The 15,851-nt window shown below is 35.9% G+C and carries 14 protein-coding genes and 1 pseudogene; 6 read left to right on the top strand and 9 right to left on the bottom strand.

From position 1 onward, the window contains the following. The first annotated feature begins 142 nt into the window (after nucleotides 1-142). Complete coding sequence (locus tag B2R82_RS03485) at nucleotides 143-1,552, top strand: alpha/beta hydrolase family protein (protein WP_286923544.1); 1,410 nt, start codon at nucleotides 143-145, stop codon at nucleotides 1,550-1,552. Nucleotides 1,553-1,602: 50 nt separating this feature from the next. Here the strand turns inward: B2R82_RS03485 and B2R82_RS03480 are convergent, their stop codons facing one another. After that, nucleotides 1,603-2,433, bottom strand: coding sequence for a MerR family transcriptional regulator (locus tag B2R82_RS03480; protein WP_286923543.1), 831 nt, complete (start codon nucleotides 2,431-2,433; stop codon nucleotides 1,603-1,605). An 85-nt stretch (nucleotides 2,434-2,518) separates the two neighbouring features. On the opposite strand from B2R82_RS03480, the gene B2R82_RS03475 reads away from it, so the two are divergent. Both B2R82_RS03475 and B2R82_RS03470 read left to right on the top strand, forming a co-directional pair. Beyond that, a complete protein-coding gene (locus B2R82_RS03475) occupies nucleotides 2,519-2,986 on the top strand; it encodes a GNAT family N-acetyltransferase (protein WP_286923542.1) in 468 nt (155 codons plus the stop codon). Further along, a complete protein-coding gene (locus B2R82_RS03470) occupies nucleotides 2,973-4,304 on the top strand; it encodes an MATE family efflux transporter (RefSeq protein ID WP_286923541.1) in 1,332 nt (443 codons plus the stop codon). The genes B2R82_RS03475 and B2R82_RS03470 overlap by 14 nt, the downstream gene beginning before the upstream one ends. A gap of 53 nt (nucleotides 4,305-4,357) precedes the next feature. Here B2R82_RS03470 and B2R82_RS03465 read toward each other — a convergent pair. The 4 genes and pseudogenes from B2R82_RS03465 to B2R82_RS03450 all read right to left on the bottom strand — a co-directional run. After that, nucleotides 4,358-4,480, bottom strand: a pseudogene (locus tag B2R82_RS03465) (excalibur calcium-binding domain-containing protein); the annotation flags it as partial. 302 nt (nucleotides 4,481-4,782) lie between these two features. Beyond that, nucleotides 4,783-5,994 (bottom strand): MDR family MFS transporter, encoded by a 1,212-nt coding sequence (locus tag B2R82_RS03460; RefSeq protein WP_286923540.1) that lies wholly within the window; start codon nucleotides 5,992-5,994, stop codon nucleotides 4,783-4,785. A 23-nt stretch (nucleotides 5,995-6,017) separates the two neighbouring features. Continuing rightward, nucleotides 6,018-6,686, bottom strand: coding sequence for a GntR family transcriptional regulator (locus B2R82_RS03455; protein WP_286923539.1), 669 nt, complete (start codon nucleotides 6,684-6,686; stop codon nucleotides 6,018-6,020). 134 nt (nucleotides 6,687-6,820) lie between these two features. Then, nucleotides 6,821-7,873, bottom strand: a complete 1,053-nt coding sequence (locus tag B2R82_RS03450; RefSeq protein WP_286923538.1) for an AI-2E family transporter — start codon at nucleotides 7,871-7,873, stop codon at nucleotides 6,821-6,823. Nucleotides 7,874-8,325: 452 nt separating this feature from the next. Here B2R82_RS03450 and B2R82_RS03445 point away from each other — a divergent pair, with 452 nt between their 5' ends. Continuing rightward, entirely contained in the window at nucleotides 8,326-8,715 is a 390-nt protein-coding gene (locus tag B2R82_RS03445; protein ID WP_286923537.1) for a RidA family protein, read from the top strand. A 106-nt stretch (nucleotides 8,716-8,821) separates the two neighbouring features. Here the strand turns inward: B2R82_RS03445 and B2R82_RS03440 are convergent, their stop codons facing one another. The 4 genes from B2R82_RS03440 to B2R82_RS03425 form a co-directional block, all read right to left on the bottom strand. After that, the gene (locus B2R82_RS03440) at nucleotides 8,822-10,216 is read right to left on the bottom strand and encodes an amino acid permease (RefSeq protein ID WP_286923536.1); all 1,395 of its coding nucleotides are present in this window, start codon (nucleotides 10,214-10,216) and stop codon (nucleotides 8,822-8,824) included. A gap of 272 nt (nucleotides 10,217-10,488) precedes the next feature. Continuing rightward, nucleotides 10,489-11,754 (bottom strand): DUF4179 domain-containing protein, encoded by a 1,266-nt coding sequence (locus tag B2R82_RS03435; protein ID WP_286923535.1) that lies wholly within the window; start codon nucleotides 11,752-11,754, stop codon nucleotides 10,489-10,491. Further along, nucleotides 11,738-12,268, bottom strand: coding sequence for a sigma-70 family RNA polymerase sigma factor (locus B2R82_RS03430; RefSeq protein WP_376781259.1), 531 nt, complete (start codon nucleotides 12,266-12,268; stop codon nucleotides 11,738-11,740). The genes B2R82_RS03435 and B2R82_RS03430 overlap by 17 nt, the downstream gene beginning before the upstream one ends. A gap of 172 nt (nucleotides 12,269-12,440) precedes the next feature. Further along, nucleotides 12,441-13,022, bottom strand: coding sequence for a TetR/AcrR family transcriptional regulator (locus tag B2R82_RS03425; RefSeq protein WP_286923533.1), 582 nt, complete (start codon nucleotides 13,020-13,022; stop codon nucleotides 12,441-12,443). Between the two features lie 239 nt (nucleotides 13,023-13,261). Here B2R82_RS03425 and B2R82_RS03420 point away from each other — a divergent pair, with 239 nt between their 5' ends. Next, nucleotides 13,262-14,521: an MFS transporter gene (locus tag B2R82_RS03420; protein WP_286923532.1), complete on the top strand. Its 1,260-nt coding sequence runs from the start codon at nucleotides 13,262-13,264 to the stop codon at nucleotides 14,519-14,521. A gap of 117 nt (nucleotides 14,522-14,638) precedes the next feature. After that, the gene (locus tag B2R82_RS03415; RefSeq protein ID WP_286923531.1) at nucleotides 14,639-15,706 is read left to right on the top strand and encodes an LLM class flavin-dependent oxidoreductase; all 1,068 of its coding nucleotides are present in this window, start codon (nucleotides 14,639-14,641) and stop codon (nucleotides 15,704-15,706) included. Nucleotides 15,707-15,851 lie beyond the last annotated feature (145 nt).

Genomic DNA, 15,851 nt, shown 5'->3' with positions numbered 1-15,851 from the left:
CCTTGACCATTTAGTTTTTCAACTCTATGACTACTTTATGTAGTTTATTATTTTAATCTTTTACATACATTCGTATGTATATATGATTAAAACATTTTTAACTAAATACATACATTCGTATGTATGTTAAAGGAGATAAATGATGAAAACCTTAGAAGTACTATTTACAATTATTTTATTACTATCGAGCATCTCACTGACTTTTAGACAACGTGGGGTAACTAGAATAAATCTATTTGTGATAGCAGCCAATTATAGTTTGTTATTTGGAACAATTATGACCATTGGTGCTAACTGGCGTATGATCCCTGCTTATATTGTTTTGCTGTTATTAACACTACAGGTTTTTGTGAAACCAAAAAGTACAATTGTTTCAAAGAAATTAAGCATGAAAATAATTAAAATTTTAGGTATTGTTGTTGCCACTTTTGCAATGTTCACATTACCAAAGTTATTTCCAATCATGTCTTTTCCAGAGCCGACAGGAGAATATACAGTAGGAACTCAGACATTTCATCTTATTGATAAAAATCGCAAGGAATTTGTCGTGCCTAATCATCAGGTGAATCGCGAATTAATGGTTCAGGTATACTATCCTGCTGAAAAAGGGACAGGACAGCCTTCTCCCTACTTTGAACATATAGATGCGTTAACAGAGCAATTGGCAGCGACACAGGGATTTCCCTATATTGCTACGACACATTTAGGATTGACGAAAACCCATTCCTATCAGGATGCGACACCTATAAAGTCCAAAGAAAAATTCCCACTTCTATTATTTGCACATGGCATGAGTTTATATAGTCGCCAAAATACCTTTCAGCTAGAGGAATTAGTGAGTCACGGCTATATTGTTGTTGCTCTAAATTTTACAGGTGACGCGGCAACAACCATATTCCCTGATGGCGATCAAGTTGATTTTACACCAATTGAAAACACAATTACGTTCTTGAATAATCGCATCAAACTTTGGGAGCAGGATGCATCATTTGTTTTAGATGAAGTTATCAAAGCTGATTTTGATAAGAACTTCCATCCAATAGCCTCACTAATTGACTTTGACAACATTGGTATGTTAGGTCACTCTTTTGGCGGCGCTACTTCTACTCAAATGCTAGTAAAAGATAGTCGTATTAAAGCAGCAATTGATATGGATGGTGGATTGTATGGCGATTCAATGCCTGCACATGGACCTGCAAAGCCCTTTATGCTGATGAATGCTGAGGCATCCATTAACTTTATGAAGGAAGCATATAGCCAACAGCCTGGTAATCGTGACGAATTGTTTGTAGAATCTTATCTAAGAAATAAAACAATTGAAAAGCCTGGTGTCTATACAGCTATTATTCCGAAAACAAATCACGGAAGTTTTACAGATTTAGCAGCCGTTTCGCCGATTATTAATGAATCCGGAGCTGATGTAAATGCAATTTATAAATTAATTAATGAATTATCACTTGGCTTTTTTGATAAAAATTTAAAAGGAATCCATGAAAATAAATTAAATGAAATACAGAAGGCACATCCGGAAATAAACTTAACTTTACACTAAAGCATATAAAGGATCTTGTATAATTTTGGCTGTTGATAGGCAGAGATGCATCAACAGCCTTTTTTTATTTCCACCATAATTTTTGTTACGTATTCCTCTTCACGATTTTTAATAACTGCATCATAAATATATTCCTCATAAACGTATTGCCCAAGTTCAAAGCCCTTTTCGCTCATGACCTTAAATAATCTCTTGTAGGATTCTCCAAGTGTCGCGGATGTCCCTACATGATATCCCACAATAAAATCCCCTTCAATCGCTTCGAAATAAGGATGACCCTCCTGTGGATGTGGCTGCTCAATATACAAGTAACTATAATTATCATAGTTACCCGCTAACACCTGCTCCCTCCTTGTAATTCCCCCAATTGGGTAACCTGTGTCTAGTTGAGAGCGATCCAACTCATCAATAAAATCGGAGACAGCCTTAACAAATTGCTCCTCCGTTGAATCCTCAATATTTCGACTTAAATACAATGTTGCCTCTGGTAAATGCTCAATCGTAATACTATCAAAATCAAGATGTAGAGCCTCCTGTGTTAAATCAATTTTGACATCGATAATGCTTTCAATCATCTCCAGCTCTCTACGCTTTTTGGCGACAATTTCCTTTTGCTGATGCATTAAGTCTAGAAAACTTTCTGGTGATTTTTCAGCCATATATTTTTGAATATCCTTTAAAGACATACCTACCGCCTTTAACAGCTCAATGACACTAAAAAATTCATATTGAGCAATGGAATAATAACGGTAATCCTTATTATCCTTCATGATAGGCGATAATAAGCCAATTTGATCGTAATATATAAGTGTTTGTTTATTAACCTTACAGATTTTTGCAAATTCACCAGTTGTAAAATATTTTACATTTTTATTAAACATTTTTAAGTTTCTCCCCTTGACTATATAGTAACTATATACATTAGATTGTAGCTATTCACAATAAAATTAGAAAGGTTTTGACATTATGTTCACGGAAATACGTGACATCACAGCTTTAAACAAAGAGGAAATTTTAACGTTACGCATCGCGGCTAATCAGCAAAATTTTATTGAAAGCACGGATCAATGCTTAGCAGAAGCTGAAATCGATAAACGCTATATACCTGTTGGCTTGTACAGAGGGAATACGGCAGTCGGCTTTGCTATGTATGGTATGTTCCCTCATGTGGACAATTCTGAATGCGTTTGGTTAGATCGCTACTTTATTGATGAACGATATCAGCACAAAGGATTGGGGAAATACTTTTTACAGCAGCTTATTAATCATCTGGTAGCTACATACGGCTGCCAAAACATTTATTTAAGCGTTTATGACGACAATCTTGCGGCCATTCAGCTATATAAAAATTTTGGATTTATTTTTAACGGAGAGTTGGATGATAAAGGGGAAAAGGTAATGGTCAAGGAGGTGCATGACCATGACAACCATTAATCCAATCGAAACAAGACCTCTAAAGCCTTTGTTTTTATCATACCTATTCCCAGCTATGGTCGGTATGCTATTAATGTCAGTAAATATTTTAGTTGATGGCATTTTTGTGAGCCATGGTGTTGGACCAACAGCTTTAGCAGGTGTAAATATCGCTGTTCCAATTTTTTCTATTCTCCTTTCCATCTCTCTTTGGATTGGAATGGGTGGAGCTACACTATATTCTATATCTCTTGGAGAGGGCAATAAAAAACGAGCACATCAAATCTTTACATTAGCATTCACAGCAATGATTGTTGTCGTTCTGACACTGATTCTATTCCTTTTATTGAATCTAAAAGAGATCTCCTATATATTTGGAGCCAGTGATGCTACCTACCCTTATGTTCAAGAGTATCTACACGTTATTTTAATCTTTGGTGTGTTTTATACAATTGAAAATTTACTAAGCATTTTTATTCGTAATGACGGTAATCCAAAGCTTGCAATGCTGGGTTTAATCACAACATCTGTTTTAAATATAATCTTAAACTATATCTTTATTTTCGTATTCAATTATGGTGTAACTGGCTGTGCATTAGCTACAGCACTCTCCACAATTATCGGTATGTCAGTACTCTGCCTACATTTCTTCAGAAAGCAATCCGAATTAAGATTTGTACGTAATTTTTTCAGCATCTCTGATTTAAAGAAAATATTTTCAATCGGGTTACCAAGCTTTATTGTTGAAGCATCCGTGGCAGTAATCATCATTCTTTATAACGTGACATTCTTACATTATTTAGGTTCTAATGGCGTCACTGCCTACGCAATGGTAAACTATATCCATACGGTACTGCTAACAGTTTTTCTTGGTATTGGTATGGCGCTTCAGCCACTAGTTAGCTATCATCATGGTGCAAGATTAGTAACAAGATTAACGGCACTTCTGAAAATTGGCACTGCCACAGCACTTATTTTTGGATTAACAACTGCTATTATCGCCATGTTATTCCCATCACAGTTAATGGCACTGTTTGGAGATAGTACATTTGAAATTCGTAATTTGGCTTCACAGGGCTTCGTTCATTTTGCTATCGGTTATGTATTTCTTGGCATTAATATGGTGTATGCAGAATTCTTCCAATCGATTGAAAAAATTCGACTTGCCACATCTATTATGTTATTAAGAAGTATTATATTATTCATACCTACACTTGTGCTGTTGCCTAAGATTCTTGGTCCTCAAGCTATTTGGTGGACCTTCCCTGTTGCTGAGGGGATCACTGCGCTGTTAATTTTTATATTTATGAAAAGAAAATCACATACAATTTTAATTTAAATTACATGGAAAAACCCCTTTCGTAAAATCGTAACGAAAGGGGTTTATATTGTTTATTTTTCACAAGCCCAGCCATCTTTATCTCTATCAAGCTTTGCTGAATATGCTGAATGACCCTTTTTTACACCTTTAGGGTATTTTTTGTTTAATTCTTTGCAGTTTTTAAATGTCTCTTTCGCTTCTACTTCAGCATTAAATGATGTGAACGAAAATACTAATGTTGCTGTTAATAAAGTTAAAATTACTTTTTTCACTATAACACCCCCTCTTGGATAATTTTACATAATCTAGCGTAATAATACTATAGTTATAGATGAAATATAAAAGGAGCCCCTAAAAAAGCTCCATTTTCTTTACTATCCTATAGTCCTCTAATTACTTCTATCTATGGCATTAATGTATGTTCAAACTTTTATTGTGCTATTGAAATCGCATTTGATTCAATATAATCATGTTGATTGTCCACAATTCTATCGAATCAAAATTTTCCACTTGTTAATGAATTTCTTGTATAATTCCTTTTCCCTAAATAAAAGAAATAGCTACCTAAGAGGGATATGAAGGCCATAAATAAAAACATCATTGTTCCTCCATACACTGACAGCAAGATGCCTCCAAACCAAGGACCTACAAAATTTCCAAACTCCCCTAAGCTTTGAGCGCCATAGTAAGTTCCACGTAAATGTGATGGTGTAATTTCATCTACTTGAGCATATTCAGCAGGAATAACAAGTATTTCACCTAAAGTAAATATAAGCATCGAAATAATGAAGGGTGTCCAATTGGCTGAAAAGGCAAACCCAGCTTCTCCAATAGCAAATAAAATACATCCAAATAAGATTCTTTGAGTAAATGTAAATCGCTCTGACCATCTCGTTACTGGAATTTGAAGTATTAGTACAGTGAAACCATTAATACTCATCAACGCTGCAAATAATTTTACTCCATCTATAATATTTGCTTGTAAGTGTTGGGAAAGTGTCACGGACATTTGACCATGCACGGTAGTTAATAACATTCCCCCAATAATAAATAATAGTAATGGCGTATCCTTACGCATTGTATTCCATAATAATGATATATTAATGCTCTCCTCAGATACTGATTCATTCTCATCAATAGCTCTAAGCATAAAAAATAAAACAACGGCATAGATGATATACACTACGGAAGTTAATACAAATGCTATCGTACTGCCCCCAATACCTAAAAGCGCTCCTAGCATAGGACCTACAGAAAAACCAATATTCAATGATAAATAACGATTAGCGAACATTTTATATCTTTTATGATCTGGTGTTAAATCAGCCATTAGTGCCTTAGAAACAGTGCCAAAAAAAGCCTGAGCTACTCCTCTAAGAATACTAAAGAAAAGTAAACCCATAAAATTTGTTGTACTAATAAAACCAACAAAGGCTATACTTAATCCTATTAAAGAAAGAAGCATTAATTTTTTTCTTCCAATAAAATCTGAAAGAACTCCCCCAATTAACCCGCAAAATGTTCCAGCTAAAGGACCTACACCAATAATAAATCCAATGGTTGCAAAATCTAAGCCTACAGATTGACTTAAAAAAATAGCTAAAAAGGGCATACTCATAGAGCTTGTTAGGGTAATTAAAACCGTACCGAAAACTAATACATGAACAACCGGATGATATTCCTTGATATAGCTTTGTATTTTATTCATTGTAAACCTCTTCGTTCTATGAATTAACCAATAAGACGGTTTTGAATTCTAGCAAAACTTAATCTCCAGTTTTGTTCAATTTCATTGAGTACTACAGATAAATCTTTTTGTCTAATAGCTTCGATAATACGTAAATGTTCCTCATGGGAAAAATGAACATCCTCTACTAAATCAAAATAATACAATTCAACACGTTTAAGCTTTTGTCTGACACCAGTAAGTATCCGTTTTAATTCCTTATTTTGAGATATTCCAATAAAAATTTCATGAAATTCATTATCACATTCAACCGCTTCTATTTGATTTCCTTCAGTAATTGCTTTTTTAAGTTTAAGGTTAACTGTCTCCATCATTTGTAGATGATCATCTGCTAAATGTTCAAATATCTGTTTCATCGCTAATTGTTCAAGCGTCCAGCCAATAGAATAAAGATGGAATACTTCCGTAGCATCAATAGGAGATACAGTTGTTGAACGATTAGGCTTTGTTTGTACAAATCCTTCATCCTCTAGGCGCAATAATGCTTCTCGAATTGGCGTTCGACTAACTCCTAATTGCTCTGCTAATTCCTTGTCTCTCAATTGTTGATTGGGCCTTAAAGTTCCATCAACAATCCAATCTCTTATAATCGTATATGCCTCCTCACGAACGAACGTCCGTTTGAGCTTTTTCTTAGTATCAAATTGTTCCATCATCAATGCCTCCCAATACTTCTTCTACTGATATGTAATATATCACATATCAGTATTATTTTCTTTATTTTTTAAGGAAGGAAAATAAAAAAGGAATCATTTAGACTCTTTTGATTCCTTTTTGAAAAATAATACTATTCGATTTGTTTATTTTCATGCACTGTCGTAGCCTTTTGTAGTTCATCCTCTGAGGACGTAACTCCCAGAATATCGAGTAAAAACATGAATAATGGAATACCTATAATTAATCCCCATACACCAAGGAAATGCTCCGAGAAGAGAATGACGATGAATGTATAGAAAATAGGAAGATCTGTCTTTGCAGACATCAGCTTTGGATTTAAGAAGTATGCCTCGATAGCATGTAGCACCATCACTATTACCAATATATAGACAATATACATTAAACCACCAATACTATAGGCAATAATACTTAGAGGAAGTAAGGAAATAATGACCCCTGCAACTGGTACTAATCCTAATATAAAGAGCATGATTCCCAAGGCAATTAAATGTGGGAAGCCCATAATGGAAAGAGCTATAACTGATAAAACACAGTTCACTGCTGCAATAATAAATTGTGCTTCAATCACTTTACCAAAAGAGCGAATGAAAATTCTTGAAAAATATTTTAGTTCGTCATAAAGAGGACCAATTTTACTTTCTTTGAATTTAGCCGTAAACTCAGTAATTCTCTTTTTCTCAAGCAAAATAAACAAGCTCAAAATCAACGAAATAAAGATGTGTAAAATGATTTTACCAATATTCGTAATATTTTTAAGAGTTATGTCCACACCCTGTTCTAAATATTTACCAAGTTCAATCTTCTCAAAGGTAGGTGCCAAATATCTGGCAATCTCATTATCATCTGGGTCCAAATTAAAGCTAGAGATAAGATCAAAAAGCTGTGTAATCTGTTGGGTAACCACTGGTAAATATTTATAAATTACCGCAACGATTCCTGCCACTAATAACAAATACAGGGTAACAGTTACTGCTTTTTCATTCATCGGGACATACTTACGAACTCCTGCCGTTGTCTTGGTAGCCAATTGATTCATCAAATAGGTAATAATAAAGGTAAGAAGAATAAGATTAATCATGCTACGCATTAAATAGAGTGCAACAGCGATTCCGACTAGAATAATAAAGCGTTTAAATCCATGGCTCCGAAAGAAATTACTCATGTATTCACTCCTTCTACAAAACGGCTTCGCTGTTTTTATTGCTCCAGTTTCGCTATCAAATGAACATAAGTAATTAATAAATTGATGTAGAACATTACGTATCATTCTTATGTAAATACTCCCCCTTCTTTGGATTATTATTTCCATCATCTCTTGAAATAAGACTTACTTATATCTGCCTTACAAGTGTCTTAGGAGATGAATGTATAAATCCAAGGAGCGGAAAAGAATTGCATGCCTTATCAAATTAAAAATGAGAACAATACTTTGTACTTTATTGAGAGCTATATCAGCGTTATAAGCCTTAATTCTATTTATCTATTATAACCTTTTAAATGAGCATATCCAATTTATGTTCCTTTATAATAGTATTAAATATAATTTTTAATCTTTAGAATCAGTATGTTATTTTTAACATAATTTTAAACTAAAAAATAGATAGGATGATTTTTATGAAGATTACAAGAAACCCGAAGGAGATTCATCAACCAGTCGCTCCTTATGTACATCAAATTGAAATAACAGGACCTCAGAAGTGGTTAACATTATCTGGACAAATCGGAATGGAGAAAGACGGAACGATACCTGAAGATTCAATAGCCCAATTAAAGATTGCATTAGAAAATATCCGAAAGAATCTTGAAAGTGCAAATATGGAAGTTCAGGATTTAACGAAGCTAGTTTTTTATTTGGTTGGGGAGATGAACGCAGAACAACGAAAGCAAATAATAGGTGATTTTCTTGGCCAACATCTTCCATGTACGACTCTAATGTATGTTGTAGCCCTTGCTGCACCTTCCATAAAAGTAGAGGTTGATGCCTGGGCATGTCAGGAAATGTAATCTTATAATATGTAGATTTTCGCAGAAGTGTGCCTTTGATTTGTAATTTATACATTTCTATAGAAAAAGTACCCCTATAGAGAATTCTAAAGGGGTACATATTACATCATTGATTTTTAGTATTTACTTTAGCATGTTTGTATCCATAGGCTATATATATAACCAAGCCTATTGCAAGCCAAATTAAAAAGCGCAGTATCGTGAAGATTGGAAGACTGAAGATTAATGCAAGTGAACCACCAACACCTATTATTCCTACAAGCCAAATTGCTGGTACTTTAAATCCGCGAGGTTGATCTGGTCGCGTGTAACGAAGAACAATTACACTAATTGTTGTTAATGCAAACGCAGTCAAGCCTCCAATGTTAGCAAATTCCGCTAACTCACCGATTGATAAAAATCCAGACAATAGAATACCTGTCAATACGACGATGAAGATTGATAGTACAGGCACACCAGTCTTTTTATTCGTTTGCGCAATACGCTCTGGGAGAAGTCCATCACGGCTCATCGCAAATAGAACGCGTGTGGCACTAGTTGTATTTGCGATCATTGTAGCAAGTAATCCAAAGATAACCGCTACTGCGACGATAGCACCTCCCCATTGAATACCTACAGATTGTAACGCGAATACAGTAGGGTTTGGAACATCTAAATCAGGGAATGGTACAATCCCTGTCAAAATCGCTGCAACAAGGGCATAAATAAGTGTTAATACACTCAGACCACCAATTAAAGCTTTTGGTATTGTTTTTTGTGGATTTTTTACTTCTTCAAGCACTGTTGTTACACCGTCAAAGCCTGTAAAAGCAAAGAATACTAACGCTGCACCAGCCATGACACCTGACCAACCAAATGGCGTAAATGGTGTCCAGTTTACAGGATTAACATGGAAAGTACCTATAACAAGGAACAGGATGATCGCTGCAACCTTTGCGATAGTAAATAGCGTGTTTGAACGGCCCACATTCTTAATTCCGCTTAAGGCAATCCAAGCTACGATAAGCCATCCAATTACGGCTGGTAGATTGACAATCCCGCCATGTGCAATATCTTTTGTAAGGGCTTCGGGTATATGAATACCTACAGATTGTAAAAATGAATCTACGTAACCACTCCACCCAACTGCTACTGTACTAGCAATAACCGTAAATTCTAATAGTAAATCCCACCCTATCATCCATGCGATAATTTCTCCTAACGCAATATAAGAATAGGTGTAAGCGCTTCCGGCGACAGGTGCCATTGCTGCAAATTCTACATACGCTAGTCCTACTGCAATGGTGACAATCCCACCGATTAGGAATGAAACAATAACTCCTGGTCCAGCATGTAGAGCGGCAGTAGTTCCAGGTAAAACAAATATCCCTGCTCCGATTGTGGCTCCTAAAACATATAGCATTAATTGCCATGACCCAAGTTCACGTTTAAGTTTAAAGCGCTCAACTTCGGTTATTTTATTGGCTTGCTCGATTGACTTCGTTCGTAAAAACTTCGCCATAATAACCACCTCATTTTCAAAAAAGAATAATAACTAAAAAATATAAAATTTTCTAATAACTAGTATATTATATATTTTTTAGAATTGAGTCAACAATTAGATTATTAAAAAAATTAATTTTCATTAGATTATAGTAAATTTTTTTGTTCATATAGAAAAACAACATAAATAACTAAAAATTTTTCTTTTTTAACCAAGTACCAGTAAAGATTTAAAAAAAAATCTATGAGCCCCCTCAATTAACTGAGAATTCTCATAGATATTTTTTCAAACTATTTTACTGGAATTGTGACTATAGCAGATGGCTCTAGTTCCATATATGGCGTTGTTACAGTATGAACAATTGGTTTCCCTACATTTGCTTGATATGATACCTCATACTTATTTGGTCCAACTGCATGGACATAATTAGTGATAAGGCTTTCTCCTGAATCAGACACAATCTCAAAAAAGGAAGGTGTCAGTGTATCATCAAAAGGAAATTCACTATCGATATAAAAGGAAAGTGTAGCCTCATGTTCCTTTTTTGTTACTCCAGTTATAACATAATCCCCCATCTTGTCCTGTGATATTCGCTGTGGGAATGAGTTTGCTAGTGGGACAATTAAATCCTTACGATTTAAGTTAAACGGGAAGAAATAGTAAGCTATTCTTACCTCAGTAATATCTTGACGTAAGGGCTCTATTAAGTAAGTGTAAGTTGTACTTTTGTTATCGCCACCTCCTGTTTGATCCAATACTTTAAGTGGCGTGCCATGCTGATCCATTATTGTTGCATTTAGTACACCAGACTCTTCAGAAAATAATTTATCCATAGTTGTATCAAATTTCACATTGATCTTTGTCGTCGTTGTTGAAGTATCCATACTTTCTACAACAAAGGTATTACCTTTCACTTTACCTGTTTGACCAGCAATTACTTTATTGCTATGATTATTTACTTTTTTAATAGGCGTAGAAAATACCCATTCTCCTTTTGTTGAACCCACCTGTAAAAACTTTATGGTTAAATCAAATTTATCAGGTAGTTCTTCAGCGATCGGAAATTCTAATAACCCGCGAAATATATCTTTATCTTCTAAGATTTTTAAACTTTCAGGAACATTTAGTTCTCTTTCGTTGACAGTTATAATTGCTTGTGAAAGTTCCTTATATTCTGGCATTGAATAAACTACATTTAATCGTGCTCCATCAAACACAATTTCCTCTATCGTAAGAGCTGTACCATTACTAGTAACTGTCTTATTTAAGACTACCTTATTGTCATCAGAAAGCGCTGTTTCTAATCCTTTATCATGTTCTTCTATATTAAACATAAACCCAATAAGTGGCACGTCCGCCAATACACTTGCCATTTTAGGAGAAATAAAACCGGAACCTACAATTAAGGCTATACTTGCCACACTTGAAAGGATCACTCTTTTCCATATTTTCTTGTCTTTTTTCCTTTGTATGCCCATACCTTTTTCAATAGCAAAATCTAGCTTTTCCATGGGGACATCAATGCTCTCTATTACTTCTTTAATATTGTTCTCCATAATTCTCCCCCTCCTTATTAAAATATTTTTTTAGCTGCTGTATGCCTCTATGCACATTTGTCTTCACTGTGCCCTCTGGACAATCTAATAAATCGGCAATATCCTTTGTAGATAAATCACGGTAATACTTCAATAGAATGACAGTTTTATACTTCTCTTCAAGCTGCTCTATAGCTTGTAGTAAATCTAACCTTTCATCATAGCTTGAAATTTGGATTTGCTCCGATTGTTGCTCCAAGATAGGTACTATTTTTTGATTTTTTCGAAGTATCTCGATAGCTGTATTAATTAGGATCCTCATCAGCCATGTTGCAAAATAGCGCTCTTCTTTGACTGTATGGATATTGCTATAGGCTCTTGCTATCGTCTCCTGTACAACATCTAAAGCATCATTTTCATTTTTCATATAAATATAGGCCATTTTATATAGCTTCAATTTTTCATTCTGCAAAAGCTCCACAAAAGCTTTGTTATTACCCTTTTTCGCCTTTAGTAATAATGACTTTTCTTGCAACTTTTCCATCCTCCTTTCTTGTTTCTATATGTTAGATGATACAGATTTGTAAATCGTTTCAATAAAATGAGAATTTATAGCATAAGAAATCTCCTTTAGAAAATTTACTCTAAAGGAGGACCTAGGTTTGTAACTATTTAAATTTCGTTTTCTTGATTTATACTCAATCAAATTACTTTAATAAGGTGAGTGTTGCTGCGACTGCATTGTCAACAAAGGAACGTTGTGGTCGAGATTTCATCATAACTGTTATACCAATTAACGCTACAATCAATGCCTGTGCTAAAGACTTTGCATCTGTGTTGGCATCCAGCTCACCAGTTTGTATTCCTCGTTCAATTGTCTCCTGAAAAATAACAGCTAAGTACATTTGATGTTCTCTAGTCAGGACTTCAAATTTCTCATCATGAGGAGCAAGCTCTACCATTGTATTGATACAAAAACAACCTTTACTGAGATCTTCTTCGTATTCCTCGGTAATAATATCTGCAAAAAAGATGGAAAATGCCTCTTTTACAGACGCGTATTTTTGAAGTCTAGATCGTATATCAGATGCACGAGACGTTGTATATCTACGAAGTGCAGCTTCAAACAATTCTCTCTTGTCTCCAAAAGTGGAATAGATACTAGGGCGTTGAATACCCATTCTAGAGGTAAGGTCACTTAATGAAGTTGCCTCATATCCCTTCTCCCAAAATAGTTGCATCGCTGCTTCTAAGACTTGACCTTCATCAAATTCACGAGTTCTTGCCATAAGAGCACACCTCTACACTTTAATTTTTAAGGATTATTTTTTATTGTCATTAAATTCATACCAAACAGTATGTAATTATTATATATACAGGTAGTATTCATGTCAAATTTGAATTTAATATTTTTAGTCATATAAATATTTATTGACATTACAAATGAAATTAATATATATTTACCAATAATTATATTGTACCGAACGGTATGTTATAATTAAAATCTAATGTGAATGGAGGGAAAAGCATGTGTAAACTACAGACAAATTTAGAACATCCGCCTCTTTACAATGAAATAACAGATTCTTCATCATCCACAGCCATATCTAACACGAAGGAACCATCATCTATAACACGAGCTGTTACATTGTTGTTTGCTGCTGCCTGTGGAATATCTGTCGCCAATATTTACTTTGCACAGCCCTTGCTTGATCAATTGTCTGAGGCATTTGGTATTAATCATTCCACTATTGGTATTGTTATTACCATCACACAGATTTTTTACGGATTAGGCTTACTATTGCTGGTACCTCTTGGAGATTTACTGAACCAACGACGATTAATAATTGGTCAAATGCTGTTATCTACAATAGCTCTAGCTATCGTTGGTACTGCCTTCTCAAGCACCGTACTTTTTGCAGGTATGGCTTTGGTGGGGCTACTCGCAGTTGTGACACAGACACTTGTGGCATTTGCAGCAACAATGGCTTCCTCTGCCGAAAGGGGCAAGGTTGTTGGTATTGTAACAAGTGGCATTGTTATTGGCATACTTCTCGCTCGAACATTTGCTGGTATATTAACGGATCTTGCAGGCTGGCGCTCTGTATATCTGGTATCTGCTGTCATTATGCTTTTGATGGTTTGTATGTTTGCCAAGGTGTTACCTCATGCTGAACGCGAGGTAAAATCATTGTCCTATATTCGGTTAATTAGGTCAGTGCTTGATTTGTTTATTCAGGAAAGAACATTACGAATCCGCTCCTTTCTAGCCATGCTGATTTTTGCTGACTTTAGCATTTTGTGGACTTCACTGGTACTTCCGCTTAGTACACCTCCGTTCGCTCTATCTCACAGCGCGATTGGAGCATTTGGCCTTGTAGGAGTAGCTGGAGCATTGGCAGCAGCACGAGCAGGGAAATTGGCCGATCAAGGTTATGGACAGCGAACGACAGGTATTTCTTTAGCTCTACTACTGCTTTCATGGTTGTTCATCCGTTATCTTGAACATTCTTTAATTGCGCTAGTCATCGGCATAATTCTTCTTGATTTGGCGGTGCAAGCCGTTCATGTTACAAATCAAGCTATGATTCTTCCTCTGCGAGCTGAAGCACGAAGTCGACTTACAGCTGGCTATATGGTGTTCTATTCTATTGGCGGTGCAAGCGGATCAATTGCTTCAACACAAATGTATGCATACTTTGGCTGGGGAGGCGTTTGTTTACTTGGAGCCTCAATTAGTGCCTTCGCCCTTCTTTTTTGGGCAATGACCAGCCAAGATAAGGCCTAATGAACTCGGAGTATACATCCACTAAATAATTAGTTTCTATATATTTATTGAACCAAGACTCCATTTCTGCAAGCAACATGGCGAATAAAAAACTAATCTGACAAGGAGAGATAATAAATGGAAATAGGTATTACTTCTTTTGTAGAAACAAAACCAGATGTTCACAGTGGGGTCGTGATAAGTCACGCACAACGATTGCGTGAAGTTGTTGAGGAAATAATTTTAGCTGATCAAGTAGGACTAGATGTTTTTGGCGTCGGCGAGCACCATAGGGTAGATTACGCTGCTTCGTCCCCAGCAATGGTTCTATCAGCGGCGGCACCTCAAACGAAAAAAATAAGACTAACTAGTGCTGTGACAGTGCTCTCTTCCGCAGATCCTGTAAGAGTTTTTCAGGATTTCTCTACACTCGACGGTATTTCAAATGGTCGCGCGGAGATTATGGCAGGACGAGGTTCTTTTATCGAATCCTTCCCCTTATTTGGCTATAACTTAAAGGATTATGATGAGCTGTTTGAAGAACATTTAGCATTGTTGCTCAAAATACGTGAATCTGAAAAAGTCACATGGGAGGGTGGACATCGACCAGCGATTAATGATTTAGGAGTTTATCCTAGACCTGTTCAAAACCCTTTGCCAGTATGGATTGGCAGCGGTGGCAATCAAGAATCCGCCGTCCGAGCGGGTCTTCTGGGATTACCTCTTATGCTCGCTATTATCGGAGGTAGTCCAATGCAATTTGCTCCCATTGTACAGTTGTATAAAAAAGCCGCTGCTCATGCAGGTCATGATCTATCAAAACTTCAGGTAGGATCCCATTCAATAGGTTTTGTCGGAGAAAACACAGAAAGGGCAGCAGATACATTTTTCCCATCGACTCAGGCAGGCATGAACAAATTAGGGAAAGAACGAGGCTGGGCTTATTATGATCGCTCTAGCTTTGATGCTGCACGCAGTTTTGAGGGAGCCTTATATGTTGGTGATCCAGATACAGTGGCTAATAAAATTATTCATCTTCGTAAGCATGTTGGAATTACACGTTTTATGTTGTATGTGCCTTTAAGCACGATGCCACATGAACAGGTGATGCGTGCCATAGAGTTACTTGGAACAGAAGTTGCTCCTCGTGTACGTAAGGAAGTTGCTAAATGGGAAGAGGAGCAGGAGTCACATTCACTCCTTTAATACCATTAATTTCGCCTTGGCGTAATTGTAGCTGTCGCTTTGCTTTCACACATAAAACATCTGTTGCTGTCGCTTTGCTTTCACACATAAAACATCTGTTGCTGCCGCTTTGCTTTCACACATAAAACATCTGTTGCTGCCGCTT

The organism is Lysinibacillus sp. UBA6686, from assembly GCF_002455205.1.
GTDB lineage: Bacteria > Bacillota > Bacilli > Bacillales_A > Planococcaceae > Lysinibacillus > Lysinibacillus pakistanensis.
Note: the sequence above shows the minus strand (reverse complement) of the source record. Positions and strands in the feature narration are given on the sequence as shown.

Bases quoted from the DNA above. Each gene is read 5' to 3' on its own strand.
- B2R82_RS03485 (WP_286923544.1), top strand. From the start codon at position 143: ATGAAAACCTTAGAAGTACTATTTACAATTATTTTATTACTATCGAGC.
- B2R82_RS03480 (WP_286923543.1), bottom strand. From the start codon at position 2,433: ATGTTTAATAAAAATGTAAAATATTTTACAACTGGTGAATTTGCAAAA.
- B2R82_RS03475 (WP_286923542.1), top strand. From the start codon at position 2,519: ATGTTCACGGAAATACGTGACATCACAGCTTTAAACAAAGAGGAAATT.
- B2R82_RS03470 (WP_286923541.1), top strand. From the start codon at position 2,973: ATGACAACCATTAATCCAATCGAAACAAGACCTCTAAAGCCTTTGTTT.
- B2R82_RS03460 (WP_286923540.1), bottom strand. From the start codon at position 5,994: ATGAATAAAATACAAAGCTATATCAAGGAATATCATCCGGTTGTTCAT.
- B2R82_RS03455 (WP_286923539.1), bottom strand. From the start codon at position 6,686: ATGGAACAATTTGATACTAAGAAAAAGCTCAAACGGACGTTCGTTCGT.
- B2R82_RS03450 (WP_286923538.1), bottom strand. From the start codon at position 7,873: ATGAGTAATTTCTTTCGGAGCCATGGATTTAAACGCTTTATTATTCTA.
- B2R82_RS03445 (WP_286923537.1), top strand. From the start codon at position 8,326: ATGAAGATTACAAGAAACCCGAAGGAGATTCATCAACCAGTCGCTCCT.
- B2R82_RS03440 (WP_286923536.1), bottom strand. From the start codon at position 10,216: ATGGCGAAGTTTTTACGAACGAAGTCAATCGAGCAAGCCAATAAAATA.
- B2R82_RS03435 (WP_286923535.1), bottom strand. From the start codon at position 11,754: ATGGAGAACAATATTAAAGAAGTAATAGAGAGCATTGATGTCCCCATG.
- B2R82_RS03425 (WP_286923533.1), bottom strand. From the start codon at position 13,022: ATGGCAAGAACTCGTGAATTTGATGAAGGTCAAGTCTTAGAAGCAGCG.
- B2R82_RS03420 (WP_286923532.1), top strand. From the start codon at position 13,262: ATGTGTAAACTACAGACAAATTTAGAACATCCGCCTCTTTACAATGAA.
- B2R82_RS03415 (WP_286923531.1), top strand. From the start codon at position 14,639: ATGGAAATAGGTATTACTTCTTTTGTAGAAACAAAACCAGATGTTCAC.